Origin of the sequence: Streptomyces sp. NPDC092045 (genome assembly GCF_044756005.1) — a bacterium.
Lineage (GTDB): Bacteria > Actinomycetota > Actinomycetes > Streptomycetales > Streptomycetaceae > Streptomyces.
On record NZ_JBIVSC010000006.1, the window covers coordinates 24390 to 46883 of the forward strand.

Below are 22494 nucleotides of genomic sequence, written 5' to 3' on the forward strand. Positions count from 1 at the left end.
CGCCGGGACCTGTGGAAAACCGCCCGGACGGCGCGGCGGCCCGTCACCCTCCGGTGTGCCCGGACCGCGGCGGCGGGCCCGGACGCCCCTGGCGCAGAATGGAGGCATGGCGAGCGGGGAACGGGCACGGTACTGGCAGTACCCCGAGCTGCCCGGGGTCGACCTGCTGCACGCCCACTACGTCCGCAAGGCCTTCGCCCGCCACACCCACGAGACCTTCGTCTTCGCCGCGATCACCGAAGGCGTCGAGGCCTTCCACCACCACGACGAACTGGTCCGCGCCGGGCCCGGGCAGATCGCCCTGGTCAACCCCGACACCCCGCACACCGGGCACGCGGGCGTACCCGAGGGCTGGACCTACCGCACGATCTACCCCGACGCGGAGATCGTCCGGTCGATCGCCGCCGACACCCTCGCCCTGCGCGGCTCGGTCGGCTTCACCTCGCCCGTCATCGACGACCCGTACGCCGCACGGCTCGTCGTCGGCGTCCACCGGGCCGCGGAGGAGGGCAACGCGCTCGCCGCCGACAGCCTGCTCCGGCTCGTCACGGCCCGGATGCTGCGCAGCCACGGCGGCCCGGTCGCCCCGCTCCCACCCCGCTCGGCGGGCGCCCGGAACGCGGCACGCGCGCGTGAGGTCCTGGAGGGCCGGATGACCGAGCCGCCGACCCTGGAGCGCCTCGCCGCCGAGCTGGACACCAGCCCCTTCGCCCTGCTCCGGGCCTTCCGCGACGCGTACGGGATGCCGCCGCACACCTGGCTCACCGACGCGCGCGTACGCCGGGCCCGGCGGCTGCTCGACACCGGCGTCCCTCCGGCGGAGGCGGCCGCCGTCGTCGGCTTCACCGACCAGTCGCACCTCAACCGGCACTTCACCCGCAGCGTGGGGGTGCCGCCGGGCGCTTACCAACGCGCGCGTGGAGGAGGGAAAGGGGTGGGGGCGGGCGGGGTCCCGGGGCTTCGCGGGGCCGGTTGATCAAGCTGGCCTGGTTGATTCGGTCGGTCCGGCTCGACCGGCTGATCCGGTCGACCCGGTCAACTTGGTCGGCCCGGTCAGCTCGGCCGATCCGGGCGATCCGGCCGACCCGGTCGGCCCGGTCAGCTCGGGCGATCCGGTCGATCCGGTCGAGCAGGTCGGCTCGGTCAGCTTGGGCGGCCTGGCCAGCCCGGTCGGCCCGGGCGGCCCGGTGCAAGAACGTACAAGACCCGAGGGGCCCGGCGGCCGTAGCGTCCTCGACGTGGCAGAACAGACAGCACCCCCCGTGACACCCGACGACGCCCCGGCCAAGCCCGACGCCGCCGTCGTCCGCGACGCCCTCGGCGTCGGCGTCGCCGTCGGGCTCTCCGGCTTCGCCTTCGGCGTGACCTCGGCGGGCTCCGGACTCGGCCTCCTCCAGACCTGCGTCCTCAGCCTGCTCGTCTTCACCGGCGCCTCGCAGTTCGCCCTCGTCGGCGCGCTCGCCGCGGGCGGCAACCCCTTCACGGCCGCCGCCGGAGCGTTCTTCCTGGGCACCCGCAACGCCTTCTACGGGCTGCGGCTCTCCCAGCTCCTCGCCCTGCCGAAGGCCGTCAGGCCCCTCGCGGCGCACTGGGTGATCGACGAGACCACGGCGGTCGCCCTCGCCCAGCCGTCCCGCCGGGCCGCCCGCATCGGCTTCACCGTCACCGGGATCACGCTGTACGTCCTGTGGAACGTCACCACGCTGCTCGGCGCGCTCGGCGCCGACGCGATCGGTGACACCGCGGCCTGGGGGCTCGACGCGGCCGGACCCGCCGTCTTCCTGGCCCTGCTCGCGCCCATGCTCACGTCCGCGACCGAGCGGGCCACCGCCGGTCTCGCCGTCCTGCTCGGCCTCGGCCTGCTGCCCGTGCTCCCCGCCGGGGTGCCCGTCCTCGCGGCGGCCCTCGCCGCGCCCGTGGTGCTCTGGGCGCGGGGCCGGCGCGCCGCGTCCACGGCCGGCCCCGCGACCGGCTCCACGACCCGACGAGAGAAGGACTCCCGATGAACGTCTGGATCGCGATCGCCCTCACCGTCGCCGGGTGCTACCTGGTCAAGCTCGTCGGCCTGCTCGTCCCCGCCGGAGCGCTGGAACGCCCGCTCGTCCAGCGGCTCGCGGCGCTGCTCCCGGTCGCCCTGCTGGCCGCGCTCACCGCGCAGCAGACGTTCAGCACGGGCGGCGCCCTCGTCCTGGACGCCCGCGCCGCCGGACTCGCCGCGGCCGCCGTCGCGCTCGTCCTGCGGGCGCCGTTCCTGGTCGTCGTGGGCGCGGCCGTCGCCGTCACGGCGGGGGTGCGGGCCCTGGGCTGGTGAGACCGGCCCGGAGGCCGTACGACCCATTCCGTCCCGTCAGCCGACGGGGCGGCCGTGGGCGCGGAGGGTGCGCAGGGCCTCGACGGTGACGATCGGGCGCCACTCCAGGGCCGAGCCGGGGGCCCAGGCGGGCCGGCGGATCGGCCAGCCGCCGTCCTCCTCCTGGTCGGCCGCGAGCCGGTCGAGCGACCGCGCCATCTCCTCTCCCGTGAACCAGCGCGCGGCCAGCGAGTCCGGCACGCGCGCGTAGTCGTGCGGGAAGTGGTGCTCCCCGGGCGCGTACCCGTCCGCCACCGGCCGGTCCTCCGGGCGGTCCGGGTCGAGGACGGCGAGCCCCTGTTCCCGGACGAGCCGGCCGAGGCGGTCGGCGGCCGCCTCCGCGCGCGGGCGGTCCGGTGCCCCGTCGAGGAAGGCGACGGCGGCCTGCACCTCGTACGGGTGGGACTTCTCCAGGGACTCCACGGCCGACCAGCAGAACTCGGTGGCCCGGAACAGCCACGCGTGCCACACCTGGTTGCGGTGGAGCAGCCCGACCACCGGACCGGTCGGGAGCAGCGCGCTCGGCGGGGAGTCGGCGACGGGGACGAACGGCGCCGAGGGGTAGCCGCGCTGGGAGGGGTGGATCGCCGGGAGGGCCCCGTCGTGCGTGGACACCGCCGTGAGGTAGCGGCAGATCCGTTCCACCCGCGGTCCGCCGCAGCGGCCGACGGAGTCCAGGACCCGCAGCGCGTGCGCGGTGTGCAGCGGCTGGCTGACGGGTCCGCGCAGGTCCGGTTCGAGCGCGTGACCGTAACCGCCGTCCTCGTTGAGGTACGCCGTGAGCGCCGTCTCGACCTGGTCCGCGCCGCCGCGCTGGAAGTGGTAGGCGAATCGGCGCTGTTCGAGGACGCGGGCCGTCAGCCAGACGAAGCGCTCGGCGCGGGCCAGAGGGGTCGGGGACGCGGAGGGGAGGGGGTTTTCGGCCATGCTCCGACCGTAGGGCGGAAAGCGGCGCTGACAAGACCCGCGGGGCGGGCTGCACTCTTCGGAGCGGGATACTGGAGTCATGCGGTTGACGATTTTCTGGGAACGGATGGCCGACCACTTCGGCGCGTCGTACGCCGAGTCCTTCGCGAGCGACCATGTGATGGCGGAACTCGGGGGCCGGACCGTGCGGGAGGCGCTGGACGCCGGCTGGGACGCGAAGGACGTGTGGCGGGCCGTCTGCGCCGTCGCCGACGTGCCCGCCGACAAGCGCTGACCGATCGCCGGACGATCATCGGACGCCCCGGCGGCCGGGCCGCCCGCGGACCCGGCGGACGGGGCCGTCGAGGGGGAAGCGCGGGGGTCCGGGAGGAATGTCCGCGCGGTGCGCGAGACTGGCGGGGTGGCCCCGACTGACGACAGCGACGACACCGACAAGACCCGTGACGACGAGACCGGCGACACCGACAGGACGCCTGGCGACGACACCGGCAGCACCCGCGACACCGGCAGGAATGCCGGCGCCGACGAGACCCGCGGCCCCGGCGGGATCACCGGCGAGCCCGGCGGTACAGGCCGCACCGGCAGGACCGGGTCGACCGACCTGACGGCCCCCGCCCCTTCCGCCCCGGCGGCTCCGGCTCCGACCGCCGGGGCGGGAGGGGGCGTCGCCGTGGACGTGCCTCCCGCCCCGGCGGCCGCGCCCCCGGACCCCACCGCGCGGATGCCGCGCTGGCTGCCCCGCGCGCTCGTCCTGGCCTTCGCCCTCTACTCCTGCTTCCTGCTGGGCAACTGGGCCTTCCACCAGCTCGTCGGCCTCCTCGTCAACATCCTCCTGGCCTTCTTCCTCGCCCTCGCCATCGAACCGGCGGTCGGGCGGATGGCCGCGCGCGGGATGCGCCGGGGCCTCGCCACCTTCCTGGTCTTCCTCGCCGTCCTCGTCTTCGGCGTCGGCTTCGTCGTCCTCCTGGGGTCGATGCTGGCCGGGCAGATCGTCGACATGGTCGAGAACTTCCCCAAGTACCTCGACTCGCTGATCAAATGGATCAACGACAGCTTCCACACGGACCTGTCGAGGGTCGAGGTCCAGGACAGCCTGCTCAAGTCCGACTGGTTGCAGCGGTACGTGCAGAACAGCGCCTCCGGCGTCCTCGACGTCTCCGCCACCGTCCTCGGCGGCCTGTTCCGGCTCCTCACGATCTTCCTGTTCTCGTTCTACTTCGCGGCCGACGGGCCCCGGCTGCGGCGCGCGCTCTGCTCCGTCCTGCCGCCCGCCCGGCAGGCCGAGGTGCTGCGGGCGTGGGAGATCGCGGTCGACAAGACCGGCGGCTATCTGTATTCGCGCGGTCTGATGGCCCTCGTCTCGGGCGTCGCGCACTTCGTTCTCTTCGAGATCCTGGACGTGCCGTACGCCCCGGCGCTCGCCGTGTGGGTCGGTCTGGTCTCGCAGTTCATCCCGACCATCGGCACCTATCTGGCCGGTGCCCTGCCGATGCTGATCGCCTTCACCGTCAACCCCTGGTACGCGGTGTGGGTGCTCGGCTTCGTGGTCGTCTACCAGCAGTTCGAGAACTACGTCCTCCAGCCGAAGCTCACCTCGAAGACCGTGGACATCCACCCGGCGGTGGCCTTCGGTTCCGTCATCGCGGGCACGGCGCTGCTCGGGGCCGTCGGCGCGCTGATCGCGATTCCGGCCGTCGCCACCCTGCAGGCCTTCCTCGGCGCGTACGTGAAGCGGTACGACGTGACGGACGACCCGCGCGTCCACGGCCACCGCAGGTACGGGGAGGCGGTGGTCGCCCGGTTGCAGAAGGCCCTGCACCACAAGAAGGAGTCCGCGCCGGAGGACTGATCCGCACCGGAGGACCGATTCGTGCCGGAGGGCCGATCCGCTTCGGGAGCACGGGGGTTCGGCCGGGAGGGCGGGGGCCCAGAGGTACGAGGGGTGGGTGACCCGGTGCCGGTAGGCGTACCGGGTCCAGGCCTGGGCGGTCACGAGCAGGGGGGTGACGGCGAGGAGGACGGGCACGAGCAGGGCGAGCGTGGCGGGGTCGGCCGCCCGCCCGGCCAGCGGCAGCGCGGCCCCCGCCCGGAGCGGCAGCCCGGCGAGCAGGACGCCGGTGAGCGCGAAGGACCGCCACGGGTGCCCGGCCCGTCCGACGAGGTCGCCGAGGAGCGCGAGGCCGGAAGGGGCCGGGGTCGTCGGGGTGGCCTCGCCGGCCCGGCGCAGCCCCCCGAGGGTCGCCCGCAGCTCGCGCAGCGCGTCCTTGCTGGTGGCCTTCACCGCCTCCAGGGCCTCGGTCGCGGTGGCGAGCCCGGCCTCGGGGGCGGGCTTCTTGCCGAGCCGGTGCAGCGCGGCCCCGGACTGCACGGTGATCAGCGAGATGCTGTGGCCGAGGACGTCGTGGACCTCGCGGGCGATCCGCAGCCGCTCCTCGGTGGCGCTCTGCCGGGCCCGGGCCTCCTGCTCGCGCTCGGCGGCCAGCGCCCGCTCCTCCACCTCGTGGAGGTAGGCGGCCCGGGTCCGCTGGGCGCGGCCCACGGCGACCAGCCTGATCAGCCAGCCGGCCAGCATGGCGAGCGAGGTGTCGTCGATCTGCCGGTGCCCGGGCTGCTGCCGGACCTCGCCGGCGCCGACCGCGAGCAGGGTGACGGCGGCGGGCGCGACGGCGGCGGCGAAGCGCCCCTCGGCGGCGGTCGTGTAGAGCGCGAGCGCGAAGGTGATCATGAGCGGGCCGTCCTGGGCGGACAGCGGGTAGTAGACGGCGCAGGCGAGCAGCGTGACGACGGCGACCGCGACCTGCAGCCGACGCCGGAAGCACAGGACCCCGCAGCCCGCCGCGACGAGCGCCCGGCCGAGCACCGCGCGGAGCGCGGGCTCGTCCGCGCGGCGCCCCGCGACGAGCGCCCAGACCACCACGACCAGCAGGACGGCGCCCGCCACGAGGGCGTCGACGGCGCGCGGGGACGGACGGCCGTCGCCGGGGGCGCGGTGGGGGAGGGACATGCGTCGAAGGACAGGCCGGAGGCCGGGACCAGAGATTACTCGTATCGTTGTGTAGTAAAGAAAGTGAGTAGGGTGGAGGCGGGCGGGCACGCGCGCGGGTGCGCCCGCCGGTTCGGCCGTGAGGAAAGGCGGAGGTCCGATGACGGACGGCACGTTTCTGCGGTACGTCGCGCTGGGCGACAGTCAGACGGAGGGGGTCGGCGACGGCGACGACACCGGCGGCCTGCGCGGCTGGGCGGACCGGCTCGCCGAGCTGCTCGCCCGCGAGAGCCCCGGCATGCTCTACGCCAACCTGGCCGTGCGGGGCCGCCTCGCGGGGCAGGTGCGCGCCGAACAGCTCGCCCCCGCCCTCGCGCTCGAACCGGACTTCGCCACGGTCGTCGCGGGCTTCAACGACCTGCTGCGGCCCGGTTTCGACGCGGAGGCGACGGCCGGGCACCTGGAGGAGATGTTCGCCGCGCTGACCGGGCGGGGCGCGCGCGTGGCGACCCTGACCTTCCCCGACGTCGGCCGCATCACCCCGCTGGCCCGGCCGCTCGTCCCGCGCGTGCGGGCCCTCAACGCGCGCATCCGGGCGGTCTCGGGCCGGTACGGCGTCGTCGTGGTGGAGACCGGCCACCACCCGGTCGTCACCGATCCCCGGCTGTGGAGCCCCGACCGGCTGCACGCCGGTCCGCTGGGCCACGCGCGCATCGCGGCCGCCGTCGCCCAGTCCCTCGGCCTGCCCGGCACCGACGACTCCTGGACCCGCCCGCTGCCGCCGCCGGACGTCCCCCTCCCCTCGGGGCTCGGCGCCGAGCTGCGCTGGGCCGGTGCCTTCCTGGGGCCCTGGCTGGGCCGACGGCTGCGCGGCCGGTCGTCCGGCGACGGCCGCGCGGCCAAGCGGCCGGAGCTGATGCCGGTGGTACGGGGCTGACGCGGCCCCCCGGCGCCGTCCGTGTCCGTTCCCGGGGCGGCCCTCCGGGCACGTCCTGGAGGCGTCTACCGCGCGCGTGGCGGCCGCCGGGGCGACCGCGTCGGCGCCGAGCAGTGAGGGCACGAGGTGTCGCCGCGCTCGTGGGCCGCGTCGGAGCGGTCGGCAGGGGCCGAGCGGCCGGCGAGGATCCGGAGGGCCGCCAAGCCGGCCGGCACCTCGTCCCGGCGGGCGGCGGACTTCATCCAGACCGGCGACCGGGCGAACATCGCCGCCGTCGGGGAGGCGCGGCGCTCGCGGAGCCGGCCCCGACGTAGGCGGCGGGGGCGTCGGCGTGCTGCTCGTCGTACGCCCACGGCACCCGGCCCGCGCAGCGGGTCCGGAGCCACAGCGGGCGGCGGAAGAAGGGGTCCTCGGCCCCGTCGGGCCCACCGCCGACCCGGCCGGGGCGCCCCCGCTCGCGCGTCCGGTCGGCGATCGCGCCGCAGCCGCCGCAGGTGAGGCGGTGGGGCTGGGAGAGCATCTCGGTGAAGTGCTTCGGCGCGGCGAGGCCGGGCCGGGGAGCGACGAGCGCGCGGCCCCCGCACCCCGGGCACACCACGAGCGCCCGGGCGGCGAACCGGAGGAGCGAGGTGCCGTGGTCGTGGTGGCGGAGCGGTTCGGCGCGCGCGGACTCGGGACCCACGGCGGTCACCCTGCCGGGCCGTCCCGGCCCGGGCGACGGAGATTCCGGCGGCCGGGCCGGGCGGGCCGCGTCCTCAGTGCCCGATCGGGCCGCCGACCGGGACCGGGGCGACGTGGCCGGTCGGCGGCAGGGAGCGGGCCAGGGCCAGGCCGACGTCGACCAGGGACGACCGGCGCAGGGCGGCGACGGCGGGAAGCGGGGTCCAGGCCGACTCCGCGATCCCGCCGTTCGGTTCGGGGCGCAGCCGGCCGGGGGCGAGGCGGACCCGGTAGAAGACGCCCACGTTCTGGTGCTCGACGCCGGCGCGGGCCTCGGCCGCGGGGATCGTCCGCGAGTCCACGCCCAGCAGGCGCTCGACCACCGCGTCGCGGCCGGTCTCCTCGGCGACCTCCCGGACCACCGCGTCGAACGGATCCTCCCCGTGCTCCACCCCGCCGCCCGGGAGCGTCCAGGTGGAGTCGCCCTCCGGCGACACGTGACGGGCGAGCAGCACCCGCCCGTCCTCGACGCACACGGCGTACGCCGCCAGGCGGAAACTCATCCTGCTGCCTCCTGGGGGAGTCGGGTCCGGCCGTCGAGGGACCTCTCGACGGGGCGGTCCCGGGCCGCGCGGCGCGCTTGACACTAAAATCGAACATCCATTCTCATGGAGGTCCGGCCCTTGGAATCGCGGGGTTGCCGCAGGGTTTTCCACAGGGCGGGCGGGACGCCGGGGCCCATTGTCAGTGGCAGGGGTTAGCGTCTTTCACATGAAGCGATCGACTCAAGCAAACCGGGTGGAACCCATGGCAGGAACCGACCGCGAGAAGGCGCTCGACGCCGCGCTCGCACAGATTGAACGCCAATTCGGCAAGGGCGCCGTGATGCGCATGGGCGACCGCACCCAGGAGCCGATCGAGGTGATCTCCACCGGCTCGACCGCCCTGGACGTCGCCCTCGGCGTCGGCGGACTGCCGCGCGGCCGCGTCGTCGAGATCTACGGGCCGGAGTCCTCCGGCAAGACGACCCTGACCCTGCACGCCGTCGCCAACGCGCAGAAGGCCGGCGGCCAGGTCGCCTTCGTCGACGCCGAGCACGCCCTCGACCCCGAGTACGCCAAGAAGCTCGGCGTCGACATCGACAACCTCATCCTGTCCCAGCCGGACAACGGCGAGCAGGCCCTCGAGATCGTCGACATGCTGGTCCGCTCCGGCGCCCTCGACTTGATCGTCATCGACTCCGTCGCCGCGCTCGTCCCGCGCGCGGAGATCGAGGGCGAGATGGGCGACTCGCACGTGGGTCTCCAGGCCCGCCTGATGAGCCAGGCCCTCCGGAAGATCACCAGCGCGCTCAACCAGTCCAAGACCACCGCGATCTTCATCAACCAGCTCCGCGAGAAGATCGGCGTGATGTTCGGCTCGCCGGAGACCACGACCGGTGGCCGCGCCCTCAAGTTCTACGCCTCGGTGCGCCTCGACATCCGCCGCATCGAGACCCTCAAGGACGGCACGGACGCGGTCGGCAACCGCACCCGCGTCAAGGTCGTCAAGAACAAGGTCGCCCCGCCCTTCAAGCAGGCGGAGTTCGACATCCTCTACGGCCAGGGCATCAGCCGCGAGGGCGGCCTGATCGACATGGGCGTCGAGCACGGCTTCGTCCGCAAGGCCGGTGCCTGGTACACCTACGAGGGCGACCAGCTCGGTCAGGGCAAGGAGAACGCCCGCAACTTCCTGAAGGACAACCCCGACCTCGCCAACGAGATCGAGAAGAAGATCAAGGAGAAGCTGGGCGTCGGCGTCCGTCCCGAGGCCCTGTCGGCCGAGCCGGGCGCGGACGCGGCGGCCGCGGACGCGACCGGTGCGGACGACGCCAAGAGCGTCCCGGCGCCCGCCGCGGCCAAGACCGCCAAGACGACCAAGGCCACCGCGGTCAAGAGCTGAACCGGTGACCGGTCGTACCGAATGGCCGGGTGACAGCCCCGACTCGTCGAGGGCCGAGAAGGAGCTGTCACCCCAGGATCCGGCCGAGCGGGCGCGGGCGATCTGCCTGCGCCTGCTTACCGGGACCCCCCGCACGCGCAAGCAGTTGGCCGACGCGCTGCGCAAGCGGGAGATCCCCGACGAGGTGGCGGAAGAGGTCCTCTCCCGCTTCGAGGACGTCGGGCTCATCGACGACGCCGCCTTCGCGGGGGCCTGGGTGGAGTCCCGCCACCACGGCCGGGGCCTCGCCCGCCGCGCCCTCGCCCGGGAGCTGCGCACCAAGGGCGTCGAGCCCACCCTCATCCAGGAGGCGGTGGACCAGCTCGACTCCGAGCGGGAGGAGGCCACGGCGCGCGAACTCGTGGCCCGCAAGCTGCGCGCCACCCGAGGCCTGGAGCGCGACCGCCGGCTGCGGCGGCTCGCCGGCATGCTCGCCCGCAAGGGCTATCCCGAGGGCATGGCCCTCCGCGTCGTCCGCCAGGCGCTGGAGGCGGAGGGCGAGGACACGGACGGGCTGGACGAACCCTTCTGATCCGGGACCCTTTCGACCAGGGCAGGCTTCTGCCCAAGGGGCGCCCTTCTGACCACGGGGGACAGAAGGGCACCGGGGAGAAGGGCACGGGACAGAAGGAACAGAAGGGCCCGTCCGGTTCCGGGCGTTCACCGGGTCAGCCCCGGGCCGCCGGGAGGAGGACCGGGAGCCCGGCGGCCTTCCAGGCCTGGAACCCTCCGATGAGGTCGGTCGCCCGGTGCAGGCCCAGGCGACGCAGGGACTCGGCCGCGAGGGAGGAGGCGTAGCCCTCGTTGCAGAGCACCACCACCCGCAGGTCGTGGCTGTCGGCCTCCGCCGCGCGATGACTGCCCAGCGGGTCGAGCCGCCACTCCAGCTCGTTGCGCTCCACGATCAGCGCGCCCGGGATCAGCCCGTCCCGTTCCCGCAGGGCCGCGTAGCGCGTGTCCACCAGGAGCGCGTCACCCGCTTCGTACGCCTCGTGGGCGGCCCGGGGCTCGATCCGGTCGAGGCCCGACCTGACCTGCTCCAGGAGTTCGTCGATGCCCACGCGTCCCGTCACCCGTCCTTCCCGTCCCGCCACCCGCTCCACCCCTTCCCCCGGCTTCTCCCGCTCCTCGCTCACTGCCAGTCCTCCGGGCGCTCGACCTGTTCGAGGCGGAGCACCGCGCCCGTCCGGCTGAAGCGCCGGATCAGCGGGAGCGGCGGATAGTAGGCGTGCACCGACACCGCGTGGGTGTCCTCGGACTCGTTGAGCACCTCGTGCACGTGGTGGCGGCCGAAGGCCCGGCCCGCGCCCTCTCCCAGCCGGCGGGACCGGTCGACCCCGTCGGCCAGTTCCAGGGTCTTCCAGCCGCTCGCCGGCAGCCGGACCGCGAGCGCGTTCTCGGTCAGCGTCCCGCGCGCGGTCGCGAAGGCGCCCTGCGACTCGGCGTGGTCGTGCCAGCCGGTGCCGGTGCCGGGCGGCCAGCCGATGAGCCAGGCCTCGCTGCCGCCGGGGCCGTCGAGCCGTACCCAGGTGCGGCCCTCGGGGTCGAGCGGCAGGGAGGCGATCAGTTCCCGGTCGGCGGCCGTGCGGCGGACGAAGTCGAGCAGTTCGGTGGCCGTCGGGGCGGCCGCGGGAGGCGCGGCGGCCGGGGCGGCGGCAGTGGGTGTGGGTGGAAGGGGGATGGCGTGCTGGGACACGGGTGACCGTCCTGGGGTTCGCGAAGGGCGCGCGACGGCACACGGCACACACCGGAACCGCGTCGGCGGACGCGGACGGGAGGCGGGGCGGCGGGGCGCGCGGGAGAGGGGCGAGATCAGCAGGACGGGCGACACACGCAGCCCGCATAGCGGAGGAGGTCCATATGGACCCTCCGCCACAGGCGCACATCGGTGTCGGTCACGCTCCGGAGTACACCACGCGTCCCCGGCCGAATCAATGCATGTCCGCCGTGCGGTCACCCTCCACGGACACCTCGGAGGACGTTCCGGCAGGCTTTCCGGAGGACGTTCCGGAGGAGATCTCGGCGGGTTCCCGGTCGGTGAGGGGGCCGCCGCGGACCGCGTCCGCCGCCGCGTGCAGCTCGTCGGGCCGCACCCCGGAGAACGCGGCGACGAGGTGCCCGTCGGGCCGCACGAGCAGGACGGCGTGGGCCGGAGCGCCCGGGTAGGACTCCGACACCAGCACCTCGGCCCGCATCGGGAGGGTGCGCACGGCCTCCTCCAGGCGGGGCATCACGCCGGCGGTCCGCCAGTGGCGCCGGTCCCACACCCCCGTGCCGGGCGCGATCAGGAGGACCAGGAGGCGGCCCCGGCCGAGCCGGTCCCGGAGCCGTACGGTCGTGCCGTCGGGAGCGGTCACGCGGACGTCCTCGACGGGGGCGCCCGGCGGGGTCCCGACGGGGATCCGCCCGTCGGCGTACGGAGGGGCGAGCGGGGAGTGCGGGTACGCGGGGGGCGCGCCCAGCGGGCCGCGCCCCACGTGGCCGTCGGTCAGCAGGGCGTCGTGACCGCGCGCGGCCCCGGGCAGGTACGTCCTCAGGCCCCCGCCGCCGCGCAGCACCGGCAGCGACTGGTCCGCCGCGCGCAGCCGGGTGGCCACGGCCGCCCGGCGCTCGCTCTGGTAGCTGTCGAGCAGCCGGTCCGAGCCGCCGTGGTGCCAGGTGAGGGCGAGCTTCCAGGCGAGGTTGTCCACGTCCCGCAGGCCCTCGTCGAGCCCCTGGGTGCCGACCGCGCCGAGCAGGTGCGCCGCGTCCCCGGCGAGGAGGACGCGGTCGACCCGCCAACGGCGGGCGAGCCGGTGGTGCAGCGTGTGCACCCCGGTGTCGATGAGCTCGTACGGGGGCGTCGTCCCGTCGCACCAGCCGGCCAGCGTCTCGCGGACGCGGGCGATCAGCGCGTCCGGGGTGACCAGGTCGCCGCGCGGCGGGAGCAGCCAGTCGATCCGCCACACCCCGTCCGGCAGCGGCCGGGCGCCGATCTCCTCGGCGGCGCCGCGCCACGGCGGCTGACGGTGCAGCAGGGCCTCGCCGGGCCAGGGGAGTTCGGTGCGCAGCGCGGCGACGGCGTGCCGCTCCACCGCCGTGCGGCCGGGGAAGCGGATCCCGAGCAGCTTGCGCACCGTCGAGCGGGCGCCGTCGCAGCCCACGAGGTGGCTGCCGCGCCACCAGGTGCCCGCCGGGCCCCGGGTGTGGGCGACGACCCCGTCCCGGTCCTGCTCGATGGTGTCGAGCCGCGCCTCGGGGACGAGCTCGACCAGCTTCTGCCCGGCGATGGCGTCGCGCAGGCCGCGGGCCAGGGCGTGCTGGGGGATGTGCAGCGGGGCGGCCGGGGCGGCGGGCGCGGCGGGGTCCTCGGACCACTCCTCCGTACCGCCGAGGCCCAGGTCGAGCTCCAGCCGGCGCACCACCTGGCGGCGGCGCATGCCGCGCCAGCCGACCCAGCGGACGCCCTCGTCACGGAGGGTCGTGCAACCGAGGCGCTCGACCATCGCGGCCATGTCGGCGCGCAGGACGACGCTCCTCGCCGGGCGGGGCTCCTCCTTGCCGGGGCCCTCGTCGAGGACGACGCTGGGCACGCCCTGCGCGGCGAGCGCGAGGGAGAGCGCGAGACCGACCGGTCCCGCGCCCACGATGATCACCGGGTCCACGGCGCGGCTCCTGAAGGCCGGACGGTCATGAGGGCAGCACGGTCGAGTGTGGCACGGGCCCGGTGGTTGATCACAGACCGTATGCAACCTATTGAGGGTGCTTGCGTCAAGCGACGGGGTGGGCGCGGTGCGGCCGACCTGGAGCCGGTGCTGCGAACGGCGGCGGGGGCGCGCCGCCGGGCCCTCGCCGCCGGACCCGGAAGGCCATGATCCGGAAGGCCGTGATCGGGGAGGCCGTGATCCGGGACGTCGTGATCCGGGGCGCCGCGACCCGGGGCGCCGTGACCCGGGCGGTACCGCGTACGAAAAGGCGGGCGGTGCGGCCGACCTCGTGTCGGTGCCGCTCCGCCCGCCCCTCGTCGTTCCGGGACCCCCGCAGACCCGTCGTGCCGGGCCCGCCGAGGGGTCACGCGCCGCTGACGGCCTCCGCCGGGGCCTCACCGGTCTTCGTGACCGCGCTCTCGGTCACGCCGGCCGTCTTCCGGCCCTGCCGCAGCCGCCGCTCCAGCCAGCCGGCCAGGGTGGTCAGGGCGAAGTTGAGGGCGATGAAGATCAGCGCGATGACCGTGAAGGTGGCGATCGTGTTGGCGCCGTAGTTGGCCGTGATCTGCCGGTTCTGGCTGAGCAGTTCGGGGAAGCCGAGCAGGGCGCCGCCGAGCGCGGTGTCCTTGACGATCACGACGAGCTGGCTGACCAGGGCCGGGAGCATGACGGTCACGGCCTGCGGCAGCAGCACGTACAGCATGGTCTGGCCCTTGCGCATGCCGAGCGCCACGGCCGCGTCGCCCTGCCCCCGGGGCAGCGAGAGGACGCCGGCCCGGACGACCTCGGCGATGACCGAGGCGTTGTAGAGGACCAGGCCGGTGACGACCGCGTACAGCGGGCGGAAGTCGGAGCTGACGGGCGTGAACTCCCGGTAGATCGCGCTCGCGAACATCATCAGGAGCAGGACCGGAATGGCGCGGAAGAACTCCACGACCGTGCCGACGGGCACCCGCACCCAGCGGTGGTCCGAGAGCCGGCCGATGCCGAGGAGGGCGCCGAGCGGCAGCGCGATCAGGATGGAGAGCGCGGCGGCCTTGAGGGTCTCGACCAGCCCGGGCAGCAGGTACGTCGTCCAGACCCGGACGTCGGTGACGAACGGGCTCCACTTGTCGGCCGAGAGCTGGCCCTTGTCGTTCAGGGCGGAGAGGACCCACCAGGCCAGCACGGCGAGGACCGCGAGGAAGCCGACCGTGTAGAGGACGTTGCGCCGCTTGGCGCGCGGGCCGGGGTTGTCGTACAGGACGGAGCTCATCGCTTCACCGCCAGTCGCTTGGCCGCCCAGCCCAGGACGAGGCCGGTGGGGAGGGTCAGGACGATGAAGCCGAAGGCGAAGACCGCGAAGACCGCGAAGAGCGCGTCCGCCTCGTTCTCGATCATCTCCTTCATCAGGAACGCCGCCTCGGCGGCGCTGATGGCCGCCGCCACGGTGGTGTTCTTGGTGAGGGCGATCAGGACGTTGGCGAGCGGGGTCACCGCGGCGCGGAAGGCCTGCGGGAGCACCACCAGGGTGAGGACCTGGAAGAAGCTCAGGCCGAGCGCGCGGGCGGCCTCGGCCTGGCCCGGCGGCACCGTGTTGATGCCGGAGCGCAGCGCCTCGCAGACGAACGTGCCGGTGTACGCGACCAGTCCGAGGATCGCGAGGCGGAAGCCGATCGTCTCGGAGTCGTCGGCGCCGAGCGTGATCCCGAGGGTCTGGTCGAGGCCCAGCGAGCAGGCCACGATGACCACGGTCAGCGGGGTGTTCCGGACGAGGTTGACGTACGCGGTGCCGAAGGACCGCATGAGCGGGACCGGGCTGACCCGCATGGCGGCCAGGGCGGTGCCCCAGACCAGCGAGCCGATCGCCGAGTAGAAGGCGAGTTGCGCCGTCACCCAGAAGGCGCCGAGCAGGTCGTACTGCCCGGAATCAAGAAAGTCGAACACGATGCCCCGCGCTCTCCCCTGGTGGTCGGTCGGTGTGGAGGCCGCCGTGCGGACGGCGGCCGGTGCCGGTGTGACGGCCGCCCTCGTGCGGGGCGGCCGTCACACCGGCGGCGGGGTCGATCAGCCCTCGACCTTGGGCGCGACCTCGGCCTTGTAGCCGGAGGGGCCGAAGTGCTGGTCGACGAGCTTCTTCCAGGTGCCGTCGGAGACCATCTTCTCCAGGGCCTTGTTGATCTTGCCGCGCAGCTCGTCGTCGCCCTTCTTGAGGCCGATGCCGTAGTTCTCGTCGCTCATCCGCAGACCGGCCAGCTTGAACTTGCCCTGGTTCTCCTTCTGCGCGGCGTAGCCCGCGAGGATGGAGTCGTCGGTGGTGAGGGCGTCGACGCGCTTGTTCTCCAGGCCGGTCAGGCACTCGGAGTAACCGCCGAGCTGGCGCAGGTCGGCCTTCGGGGCGAGCTTGTCGCGGACGTTCTGCGCGGAGGTCGAGCCGGTGACCGAGCAGAGCTTCTTGGAGTTGAGGTCCTCGACCTTGGTGATCGAGGTGTCGTCGGCGCGCACGAGCAGGTCCTGGTGGGCCAGGAAGTACGGACCGGCGAAGTCGACCTCCTTCTTGCGCTTGTCGTTGATCGAGTAGCTGGCGACGATGAACTTCACGTCGCCGTTCTTGATCAGGTTCTCGCGCTCGGCGCTCGGCGCCTGCTTGAAGTTGATCTTGTCCTCGGCGTAGCCGAGCTCCTTGGCCACGTAACGGGCGACGTCGACGTCGAAGCCGGCGTACTTGCCGTCCGGGGTCTTCAGGCCCAGGCCGGGCTGGTCGAACTTGATGCCGATGGTGATCTTGTCGCCGTTGCTCCCGGAGTCGGACCCGCCACCACAGGCCGTCGCGGTCAGCGCGAGCAGGACGACGGCCGCGGCGGCGGCGGAGGTGTTGCGAAGCTTCATCGAGGAAAGTCCCTTGCGTAGGCGTGAGTTGGGAAGAGTAGATCCGAACGCGCTCAGTGGTGAAGGATCTTGGAGAGGAAGTCCTTGGCGCGGTCGCTGCGCGGGTTGCTGAAGAACTCCTCGGGTGAGGCCTGTTCGACGATCTTCCCGTCCGCCATGAAGACGACCCGGTTGGCGGCGGAGCGCGCGAAGCCCATCTCGTGGGTCACGACCACCATCGTCATGCCGTCCCGGGCCAACTGCTGCATGACCTCCAGGACCTCGTTGATCATCTCGGGGTCGAGGGCCGAGGTCGGCTCGTCGAAGAGCATGACCTTCGGGTCCATCGCGAGCGCGCGGGCGATCGCCACGCGCTGCTGCTGACCGCCGGAGAGCTGAGCCGGGTACTTGTCCGCCTGCGTGCCCACGCCCACCCGGTCGAGCAGCGCGCGCGCCTTCTCCTCGGCGGCCTTCTTCTCCGTCCTGCGGACCTTGATCTGCCCCAGCATCACGTTCTCGAGCACCGTCTTGTGCGAGAACAGGTTGAACGACTGGAAGACCATGCCGACGTCGGACCGCAGCCGGGCGAGCTCCTTGCCCTCCTGCGGCAGCGGCTTGCCGTCGATGGCGATGGTGCCGGAGTCGATGCTCTCCAGCCGGTTGATCGTGCGGCACAGCGTCGACTTGCCGGACCCCGAGGGCCCGATGACGACCACGACCTCGCCGCGGGTGATCGTCAGGTCGATGTCCTGGAGGACATGCAGTGCGCCGAAGTGCTTGTTCACGTCGGACAGTACGACCAGGTCGTCCGCGGCACGCGGGGTGTCCTGCGAACCCTTGGACAGGGCGTCCTTCGGTTCCTTGGACACTGACTCTCCGCTCATCGGCCTCTTGCTCCGTCCTCCTCGGTTGGGGAGGACACTAGAGACCCGATGTGATGAGCGTCATCACATCTGAGCGGAAATTGAGGATAACGATCCGGCCGCAACCGGACACACCGCGTGAAGGCGACACCGGGTGCCGTACCAGGTGCATCACGGAAACGCCCGCGTAACGGGAGGACACTTGACTGTGACGCCCGCGTGCGGTGTTCATGCTCTGGTACCACCTGGTACACAGAGACCCGGCACGGGCGCCCGGCGCCCGGCGCGAGCGCCGCGGAAACGGCGTGAACAGCGCGAACAGCGCGAACGACACGGAAGATCACGGAGGAGGTACGCGTGCGACTGCTGCTCGTGGAGGACGACGACCACGTCGCCGCCGCCCTCTCCGCGATCCTCGCGAAGCACGGCTTCGCCGTCACCCACGCCCGCAACGGCGAGGAGGCGCTCCAGGCCGTCCTGCCCACCGCGCACGGCGAGCGCCCCTCCTACGGGGTGATCCTGCTCGACCTCGGCCTGCCCGACCAGGACGGCTACCAGGTCTGCGGCCGGATCCGGAAGCTCACCACCACCCCGGTGATCATGGTGACCGCACGCGGCGACGTGCGCTCCCGCATCCACGGCCTCAACCTCGGCGCCGACGACTACGTCGTCAAGCCCTACGACCCCGGCGAGCTCCTCGCCCGCATCCACGCCGTCAGCCGGCGCAGCACCGGCCCCGAGGAGACCGGCGGGAGCGCCGGGACCGCCGACGGGACCCGGCTGCGGCTCGGCTCCGTCACCATCGAGCTGCCCACCCGCCGGGTCAGCGTCGAGGGCGAGAGCGTCCAGCTCACCCGCAAGGAGTTCGACCTCCTCGCCCTCCTCGCCCAGCGGCCCGGCGTCGTCTTCCGCCGCGAGCAGATCATCAGCGAGGTCTGGCACACCAGTTGGGAGGGGACCGGCCGCACCCTGGAGGTGCACGTGGCCTCCCTGCGCTCCAAGCTGCGGATGCCCGCCCTGATCGAGACCGTGCGGGGCGTCGGCTACCGCCTGGTCGCCCCCGCCGCGTAACCGCCCGGCGGTCCCTCCGTGCGCACCCGACTCCTCCCGCTGCTCATCGTCCTCATGGCCGGCGTGCTGCTCGCCCTCGGCTTCCCGCTCGCCGCCAGCCTCGCCGCCTCCGAGCAGCAGCGGGTCGTCGTCGACCGGCTCGACGACGCCGCGCGCTTCGCCGCCCTCGCCCAGTTCGTCGACGAGCGCCGCTTCGGCACCGACGAGCGGCGCGCCGTGCTCGGCGGCGAACTCGCCAGCTACCACGACGTGTACGGCATCCGGGCCGGGATCTTCTACCGCGACAACCGCGCCATGGCCGCCGCCCCCGAGGACTGGGTCGTCCCGTACGACGGGGAGGGCCGGCGCGCCTTCGGCGAGGCGCTGCTCGGGCGCCGCAGCCACGACCCGCCCCAGGTGTGGCCCTGGCAGCCCGACGCGCGGCTCACCATCGCCTCCCCGGTCGTCCGGGACGGCGACGTCGTCGCCGTCGTCGTCACCGACTCGCCCACCGGCCAGCTCCGCTCCCGCATCCTGCGCGGCTGGCTGCTGATCTTCGCGGGCGAGGCCGCCGCGATGCTGCTCGCCGTCGGCGCGGCCTTCCGGCTCACCGGCTGGGTGCTGCGACCGGTCCGCGTCCTCGACGCCGTCACCCACGACATCGCCACCGGCCGGATGAACTCCCGGGTCGCCGCCACCGGGGGCCCGCCCGAGCTGCGGCGCCTCGCGCACTCCTTCAACGAGATGGCCGACAACGTCGAGGAGGCGCTCGAACAGCAGCGGGCCTTCGTCGCCGACGCCTCCCACCAGCTCCGCAACCCGCTCGCCGCACTGCTCCTGCGGATCGAGCTGCTCGCCCTGGAGCTGCCCGAGGGGAACGAGGAGATCGCCTCCGTACGGACCGAGGGCAAGCGCCTCGCCCAGGTCCTCGACGACCTCCTCGACCTGGCCCTCGCCGAGCACGCGGCGGCCGAGCTCAGGCTCACCGACGTCGGCGCGCTGACCGCCGAGCGGGTCGCCTCCTGGCGTCCGGTCGCCGAGGACAAGGGCGTCGCCCTGGAGGGGGAGTGCGGGGCGGTCACGGCCTGGGCGGACCCGGTGGCCCTCTCCAGCGCCCTCGACGCGGTGATCGACAACGCGCTGAAGTTCACCCCGGCCGGCGAGGAGGTCACGGTCACGGTCGTCCCGGACCGGACGGACGTCGCCGTCGTCGTCGCCGACCACGGGCCCGGCCTCACGGACGAGGAGCTGGGCCGGATCGGGGACCGCTTCTGGCGCTCCGGCCGCCACCAGAACGTCAAGGGCTCGGGCCTCGGCCTCTCCATCGCCCGCGTCCTGCTGATGGCGGGCGGCGGCGGGGTCGCCTTCACCCCGAACGCACCGCACGGCCTGCGGGTCACCGTCACCGTCCCCCGGCACGCGCCCGCGGAGGCGCAGGATCAGGGCTTCACCGAGCGGTAGTAGCGGCGGGCGCCCTCGTGGAGTTCCAGGGGGTCCGTGTAGACGGCGGTGCGCAGGTCCACCAGCTGGGCCGGATGGACCTGGCGGCCGATCCCGTCCCTGCTCCTGATCACCGTACGGGTGAAGCCCTCCACCAGGTCCGCGTCGGCCTCCTCCGTGGTGACCAGGAGGTTCGCCACGGCCAGCGTGTCCACCCGCTGCCCGTCCTGCGCCTTCGCGTACGCGTCGGCCGGGATCACCGCCGCACGGTAGTGGCGGGTCGACTCGCCGACGTCGTGCAGCTGGTCGACCAGCTCCTCGTCCAGCGGGATCAGCCGGACCGAGGCCCGCTCGGACAGCTTCTGCACCGCCTCGGTGGGCAGTCCGCCCGACCAGAAGAAGGCGTCCAGCTCGCCGCGTTCCAAACGCCCCGGCATCGTGTCGATGCCCGCCGGGACCGCCTTCACGTCCCGCACGGGGGCCAGGCCCGCCGCCGCGAGGACCCGGTCCGCGATCAGCCGCACGCCCGACCCGTCCTGGCCCACGCCGACCCGCAGGCCCTTCAGGTCCTGCACCTTCTGCAGCGACGACCCCTTGCGGACCACGAGCTGCACGTAGTCGTCGTACAGCCGGGCGCAACCGCGCAGCCGCTCGAAACCGGGCCGGCGCTCGCGCTGGTACTGGGCCACCGCGTCGGCGGTGGCGATGGTGAAGTCCGCCTCGCCCGACGCCACCCGCGCCAGGTTCTGCTGGGAGCCCTCGCTGTCCGTGAGCCGTATCGACACCTCGGGCAGGTCCTGGGCCAGGGCGTGCTTGAGGAGGTTCCCGTACCGCTGGTACACGCCGGTGGGGACGCCCGTGCTGAAGGTGACCGAACCGCTGGGCACGGGGGAGCCGAAGGGGACCAGCCACCACACCAGCATCCCGCACACCGCGAGCAGCGCGGCCCCGACCACCAGGGCACGGCGGCGGGCGGCGCGGGAGAGGGAGGCGAACATGGGGTCGATCCTGCCAGTCCGCCGCCGCTCCTGGCCAGGGACGACGGGGGGCGACCGGGGGGCGACCGGTGACGGCCACGTACGGCCGAGCACGACCACGTACGACCACGTACGGCCACGTACGGCCACGTACGGCCGAGCACGACCGGGGACGCCCGGAGCCGCCCGCGCCCCCGGGTGCGGAGTGCGCTCCGCCGAAGCGGTGAGCGCTCCCGGCGGCGCGGGCCGCGCCGTGTGTCCTGCCGGGGCGGTGGTGCCCCGGCGGTTAGCGTCGGGAGGCGTTCGGTGATCTTGAGGACAGTCCCCTGTCCGCCCCTGGCGTCCCCCTCCGAACGCACCGCTCCCGCCCGCCCCCGTCCCGCCTCACCCCGCCGCGGTGGGGCGGCGCACTTCCCCGGCCCCGGCGGCGGCGCACTTCCCGGGTCCCGGCGGCGGCGCACTTCCCCGCTCCCGGCCGGGACGCGCACGACGGTGAACGGGCCCGGCCAGGGAGACGGGAATCCCGGGCCCCCGTCCCCTTCCGCGCTGCGGGCCGCAGGCGGTCGGCGGTCGGCGACCCCGTGCTCCCGCGATCCCGCACCGGCGACGGCTTCGTACGATGGGCGAGGGGCGGTCGGCCGTCGGGGCGCCCCCTCGGAGGCGGGAGGGGGAGCGGGACGTGGCCGATCCGGACCTGCGGAAGCTCCGCGTACTGAGGGAACTCGGCGAACGCGGCACCGTCAGCGCCGCCGCCCGGGCGCTCCACCTCACCCCGCAGGCCGTCTCCCAGCAGATCAGCGCCCTGGCACGGGAGTTGGGCGTTCCGCTCACCGAGCCCTCCGGGCGCCGGCTGCGGCTCACGGGGGCCGCGCGGATCGTGCTCCGGCACGCCGACGCCGTCTTCGCCCAGATCGAGCAGATGCGCGCGGACCTCGCCGCGCACCGGAGCGGCGAGCACGGCGAGGTGGCCGTGGCCGGCTTCTCCACCACCCTCTCGGCGCTCGTCCTGCCCGCCGTGGCCCGGCTGCGGGAGACCCGGCCGCTGCTGCGCACCTCGCTGGCCGAGGTCGACCCGCCGGAGAGCTTCTCCCTGCTGCACCGCGGCGAGACCGACGTCGTCGTCTCCGCCGACACCGCCCGGAACCCGGGCCCGGTGGACGGCGACGGCCGCCCCGACGGGCGCTTCCACCGGATCCCGCTCTGCGAGGACCCCTTCGACGTCGCCCTCCCCGAGGGCCACCGGCTCCTCGGAAGCCCCCGGCTGCTCCTCGCCGACCTCGCCGAGGAGACCTGGATCTTCGCCACCACCGGCATGTGCCACGACATCGGCGTGGCCGCGTGCACGGCCGCCGGGTTCACCCCGCGGGCCTCCCACGCCATCGGCGACTGGGACGCCACGCTCGCGGCGGTCCGGCTCGGCCTCGGGGTCGCGCTCGTCCCGCGCCTGGCCGGGCCGGCCCCGGGGCCCGGGGTGACGATCCGCGCGTTCAGCGAGCGCGCCCCCGCCCGGACGGTCTTCGCGGCCGTACGGGAGGGCAGCCAGACCTCTCCGGAGATCGCCGCCGTCCTGGACGCGCTGCGCACCGTCGCCAGGGCGGCCGTGTCGGCCTGACCGGCCACCGGACCGGTGACCCTGCGGCGTCGGCCTGACCGGCCGCCGGACCGGTGACCCTGCCGTTTCGGACCGGCTCCCGCCCCGGCGGCCCGGTGACCCTGCCGTTTCGGACCGGCTCCCGCCCCGGCGGCCTGGTGACCCCGCCGTCGGACCGGCCCCCGCCCCGGCGACCCCGTCCT

The 22494-nt window shown here is 74.2% G+C and carries 23 protein-coding genes and 1 pseudogene; 11 read left to right on the forward strand and 13 right to left on the reverse strand.

Annotated features, from left to right (window positions below; translation table 11 throughout):
• The first annotated feature begins 106 nt into the window (after nucleotides 1–106).
• The 3 genes from ACIQKA_RS18110 to ACIQKA_RS18120 all read left to right on the forward strand — a co-directional run bounded on the left by ACIQKA_RS18110 (nucleotide 107) and on the right by ACIQKA_RS18120 (nucleotide 2311).
• On the forward strand, nucleotides 107–976 hold the full coding sequence (locus ACIQKA_RS18110) for an AraC family ligand binding domain-containing protein (RefSeq protein ID WP_391096275.1): 870 nt from the start codon (nucleotides 107–109) through the stop codon (nucleotides 974–976).
• 262 nt (nucleotides 977–1238) lie between these two features.
• Nucleotides 1239–2006 (forward strand): AzlC family ABC transporter permease, encoded by a 768-nt coding sequence (locus ACIQKA_RS18115; protein WP_390111760.1) that lies wholly within the window; start codon nucleotides 1239–1241, stop codon nucleotides 2004–2006.
• On the forward strand, nucleotides 2003–2311 hold the full coding sequence (locus ACIQKA_RS18120) for an AzlD domain-containing protein (RefSeq protein WP_383154637.1): 309 nt from the start codon (nucleotides 2003–2005) through the stop codon (nucleotides 2309–2311). The genes ACIQKA_RS18115 and ACIQKA_RS18120 overlap by 4 nt, the downstream gene beginning before the upstream one ends.
• A gap of 36 nt (nucleotides 2312–2347) precedes the next feature.
• Here the strand turns inward: ACIQKA_RS18120 and ACIQKA_RS18125 are convergent, their stop codons facing one another.
• Nucleotides 2348–3277 carry a hypothetical protein gene (locus ACIQKA_RS18125; protein ID WP_383435602.1) on the reverse strand — a complete coding sequence of 310 codons (930 nt, stop codon included), beginning with the start codon at nucleotides 3275–3277 and terminating at the stop codon, nucleotides 2348–2350.
• A 79-nt stretch (nucleotides 3278–3356) separates the two neighbouring features.
• Here ACIQKA_RS18125 and ACIQKA_RS18130 point away from each other — a divergent pair, with 79 nt between their 5' ends.
• Both ACIQKA_RS18130 and ACIQKA_RS18135 read left to right on the forward strand, forming a co-directional pair.
• Nucleotides 3357–3551, forward strand: coding sequence for a DUF3046 domain-containing protein (locus tag ACIQKA_RS18130; RefSeq protein ID WP_383154633.1), 195 nt, complete (start codon nucleotides 3357–3359; stop codon nucleotides 3549–3551).
• Between the two features lie 447 nt (nucleotides 3552–3998).
• Nucleotides 3999–5126 carry an AI-2E family transporter gene (locus ACIQKA_RS18135; protein WP_383154679.1) on the forward strand — a complete coding sequence of 376 codons (1128 nt, stop codon included), beginning with the start codon at nucleotides 3999–4001 and terminating at the stop codon, nucleotides 5124–5126.
• A gap of 378 nt (nucleotides 5127–5504) precedes the next feature.
• Here ACIQKA_RS18135 and ACIQKA_RS18140 read toward each other — a convergent pair.
• Nucleotides 5505–6281: pseudogene (locus ACIQKA_RS18140) on the reverse strand (sensor histidine kinase); the annotation flags it as partial.
• A 139-nt stretch (nucleotides 6282–6420) separates the two neighbouring features.
• On the opposite strand from ACIQKA_RS18140, the gene ACIQKA_RS18145 reads away from it, so the two are divergent.
• Nucleotides 6421–7197: an SGNH/GDSL hydrolase family protein gene (locus ACIQKA_RS18145; RefSeq protein ID WP_383435597.1), complete on the forward strand. Its 777-nt coding sequence runs from the start codon at nucleotides 6421–6423 to the stop codon at nucleotides 7195–7197.
• A 238-nt stretch (nucleotides 7198–7435) separates the two neighbouring features.
• Here the strand turns inward: ACIQKA_RS18145 and ACIQKA_RS18150 are convergent, their stop codons facing one another.
• On the reverse strand, nucleotides 7436–7879 hold the full coding sequence (locus ACIQKA_RS18150; RefSeq protein WP_402541504.1) for a hypothetical protein: 444 nt from the start codon (nucleotides 7877–7879) through the stop codon (nucleotides 7436–7438).
• Nucleotides 7880–7952: 73 nt separating this feature from the next.
• A complete protein-coding gene (locus ACIQKA_RS18155) occupies nucleotides 7953–8420 on the reverse strand; it encodes an NUDIX hydrolase (RefSeq protein ID WP_383435591.1) in 468 nt (155 codons plus the stop codon).
• Between the two features lie 244 nt (nucleotides 8421–8664).
• On the opposite strand from ACIQKA_RS18155, the gene recA reads away from it, so the two are divergent.
• Nucleotides 8665–9798, forward strand: a complete 1134-nt coding sequence (recA, locus tag ACIQKA_RS18160) for a recombinase RecA (protein ID WP_376240816.1) — start codon at nucleotides 8665–8667, stop codon at nucleotides 9796–9798.
• A 4-nt stretch (nucleotides 9799–9802) separates the two neighbouring features.
• On the forward strand, nucleotides 9803–10369 hold the full coding sequence (gene recX / locus ACIQKA_RS18165; RefSeq protein WP_383154622.1) for a recombination regulator RecX: 567 nt from the start codon (nucleotides 9803–9805) through the stop codon (nucleotides 10367–10369).
• 136 nt (nucleotides 10370–10505) lie between these two features.
• Here recX and ACIQKA_RS18170 read toward each other — a convergent pair whose 3' ends face one another.
• The 8 genes from ACIQKA_RS18170 to ACIQKA_RS18205 all read right to left on the reverse strand — a co-directional run bounded on the left by ACIQKA_RS18170 (nucleotide 10506) and on the right by ACIQKA_RS18205 (nucleotide 17254).
• Nucleotides 10506–10931 (reverse strand): rhodanese-like domain-containing protein, encoded by a 426-nt coding sequence (locus tag ACIQKA_RS18170; RefSeq protein WP_383154676.1) that lies wholly within the window; start codon nucleotides 10929–10931, stop codon nucleotides 10506–10508.
• Nucleotides 10932–10969: 38 nt separating this feature from the next.
• Nucleotides 10970–11518 carry a cysteine dioxygenase gene (locus tag ACIQKA_RS18175; RefSeq protein WP_383447045.1) on the reverse strand — a complete coding sequence of 183 codons (549 nt, stop codon included), beginning with the start codon at nucleotides 11516–11518 and terminating at the stop codon, nucleotides 10970–10972.
• A gap of 131 nt (nucleotides 11519–11649) precedes the next feature.
• On the reverse strand, nucleotides 11650–11697 hold the full coding sequence (locus tag ACIQKA_RS18180) for a hypothetical protein (protein WP_311314449.1): 48 nt from the start codon (nucleotides 11695–11697) through the stop codon (nucleotides 11650–11652).
• A gap of 71 nt (nucleotides 11698–11768) precedes the next feature.
• A complete protein-coding gene (locus tag ACIQKA_RS18185) occupies nucleotides 11769–13481 on the reverse strand; it encodes an FAD-dependent monooxygenase (RefSeq protein ID WP_383154620.1) in 1713 nt (570 codons plus the stop codon).
• Between the two features lie 406 nt (nucleotides 13482–13887).
• Entirely contained in the window at nucleotides 13888–14778 is an 891-nt protein-coding gene (locus ACIQKA_RS18190; RefSeq protein WP_383435582.1) for an amino acid ABC transporter permease, read from the reverse strand.
• Nucleotides 14775–15449, reverse strand: coding sequence for an amino acid ABC transporter permease (locus tag ACIQKA_RS18195; protein WP_383154617.1), 675 nt, complete (start codon nucleotides 15447–15449; stop codon nucleotides 14775–14777). Before ACIQKA_RS18195 ends, ACIQKA_RS18190 begins: the two co-directional genes overlap by 4 nt.
• A 120-nt stretch (nucleotides 15450–15569) precedes the next feature.
• Entirely contained in the window at nucleotides 15570–16391 is an 822-nt protein-coding gene (locus tag ACIQKA_RS18200; RefSeq protein WP_383154615.1) for a glutamate ABC transporter substrate-binding protein, read from the reverse strand.
• Between the two features lie 53 nt (nucleotides 16392–16444).
• Entirely contained in the window at nucleotides 16445–17254 is an 810-nt protein-coding gene (locus ACIQKA_RS18205) for an amino acid ABC transporter ATP-binding protein (protein ID WP_383154612.1), read from the reverse strand.
• A 336-nt stretch (nucleotides 17255–17590) separates the two neighbouring features.
• Between ACIQKA_RS18205 and ACIQKA_RS18210 the strand changes: the two genes are divergently transcribed.
• Both ACIQKA_RS18210 and ACIQKA_RS18215 read left to right on the forward strand, forming a co-directional pair.
• On the forward strand, nucleotides 17591–18304 hold the full coding sequence (locus tag ACIQKA_RS18210) for a response regulator transcription factor (protein WP_383364988.1): 714 nt from the start codon (nucleotides 17591–17593) through the stop codon (nucleotides 18302–18304).
• An 18-nt stretch (nucleotides 18305–18322) separates the two neighbouring features.
• On the forward strand, nucleotides 18323–19744 hold the full coding sequence (locus ACIQKA_RS18215) for an ATP-binding protein (RefSeq protein ID WP_402541506.1): 1422 nt from the start codon (nucleotides 18323–18325) through the stop codon (nucleotides 19742–19744).
• Here the strand turns inward: ACIQKA_RS18215 and ACIQKA_RS18220 are convergent.
• Nucleotides 19723–20721, reverse strand: coding sequence for a TAXI family TRAP transporter solute-binding subunit (locus tag ACIQKA_RS18220; RefSeq protein WP_383154603.1), 999 nt, complete (start codon nucleotides 20719–20721; stop codon nucleotides 19723–19725). The genes ACIQKA_RS18215 and ACIQKA_RS18220 overlap by 22 nt on opposite strands.
• A 658-nt stretch (nucleotides 20722–21379) precedes the next feature.
• On the opposite strand from ACIQKA_RS18220, the gene ACIQKA_RS18225 reads away from it, so the two are divergent.
• Nucleotides 21380–22312 (forward strand): LysR family transcriptional regulator, encoded by a 933-nt coding sequence (locus ACIQKA_RS18225; protein WP_383447002.1) that lies wholly within the window; start codon nucleotides 21380–21382, stop codon nucleotides 22310–22312.
• Nucleotides 22313–22494: the final 182 nt, after the last annotated feature.

Excerpts from the sequence above, each read along its gene's own strand:
- ACIQKA_RS18110 (WP_391096275.1), top strand. The coding sequence starts at position 107 with ATGGCGAGCGGGGAACGGGCACGGTACTGGCAGTACCCCGAGCTGCCC.
- ACIQKA_RS18120 (WP_383154637.1), top strand. The coding sequence starts at position 2,003 with ATGAACGTCTGGATCGCGATCGCCCTCACCGTCGCCGGGTGCTACCTG.
- ACIQKA_RS18125 (WP_383435602.1), bottom strand. The coding sequence starts at position 3,277 with ATGGCCGAAAACCCCCTCCCCTCCGCGTCCCCGACCCCTCTGGCCCGC.
- ACIQKA_RS18130 (WP_383154633.1), top strand. The coding sequence starts at position 3,357 with ATGCGGTTGACGATTTTCTGGGAACGGATGGCCGACCACTTCGGCGCG.
- ACIQKA_RS18135 (WP_383154679.1), top strand. The coding sequence starts at position 3,999 with ATGCCGCGCTGGCTGCCCCGCGCGCTCGTCCTGGCCTTCGCCCTCTAC.
- ACIQKA_RS18145 (WP_383435597.1), top strand. The coding sequence starts at position 6,421 with ATGACGGACGGCACGTTTCTGCGGTACGTCGCGCTGGGCGACAGTCAG.
- ACIQKA_RS18155 (WP_383435591.1), bottom strand. The coding sequence starts at position 8,420 with ATGAGTTTCCGCCTGGCGGCGTACGCCGTGTGCGTCGAGGACGGGCGG.
- recA (WP_376240816.1), top strand. The coding sequence starts at position 8,665 with ATGGCAGGAACCGACCGCGAGAAGGCGCTCGACGCCGCGCTCGCACAG.
- ACIQKA_RS18190 (WP_383435582.1), bottom strand. The coding sequence starts at position 14,778 with ATGAGCTCCGTCCTGTACGACAACCCCGGCCCGCGCGCCAAGCGGCGC.
- ACIQKA_RS18200 (WP_383154615.1), bottom strand. The coding sequence starts at position 16,391 with ATGAAGCTTCGCAACACCTCCGCCGCCGCCGCGGCCGTCGTCCTGCTC.
- ACIQKA_RS18205 (WP_383154612.1), bottom strand. The coding sequence starts at position 17,254 with ATGAGCGGAGAGTCAGTGTCCAAGGAACCGAAGGACGCCCTGTCCAAG.
- ACIQKA_RS18220 (WP_383154603.1), bottom strand. The coding sequence starts at position 20,721 with ATGTTCGCCTCCCTCTCCCGCGCCGCCCGCCGCCGTGCCCTGGTGGTC.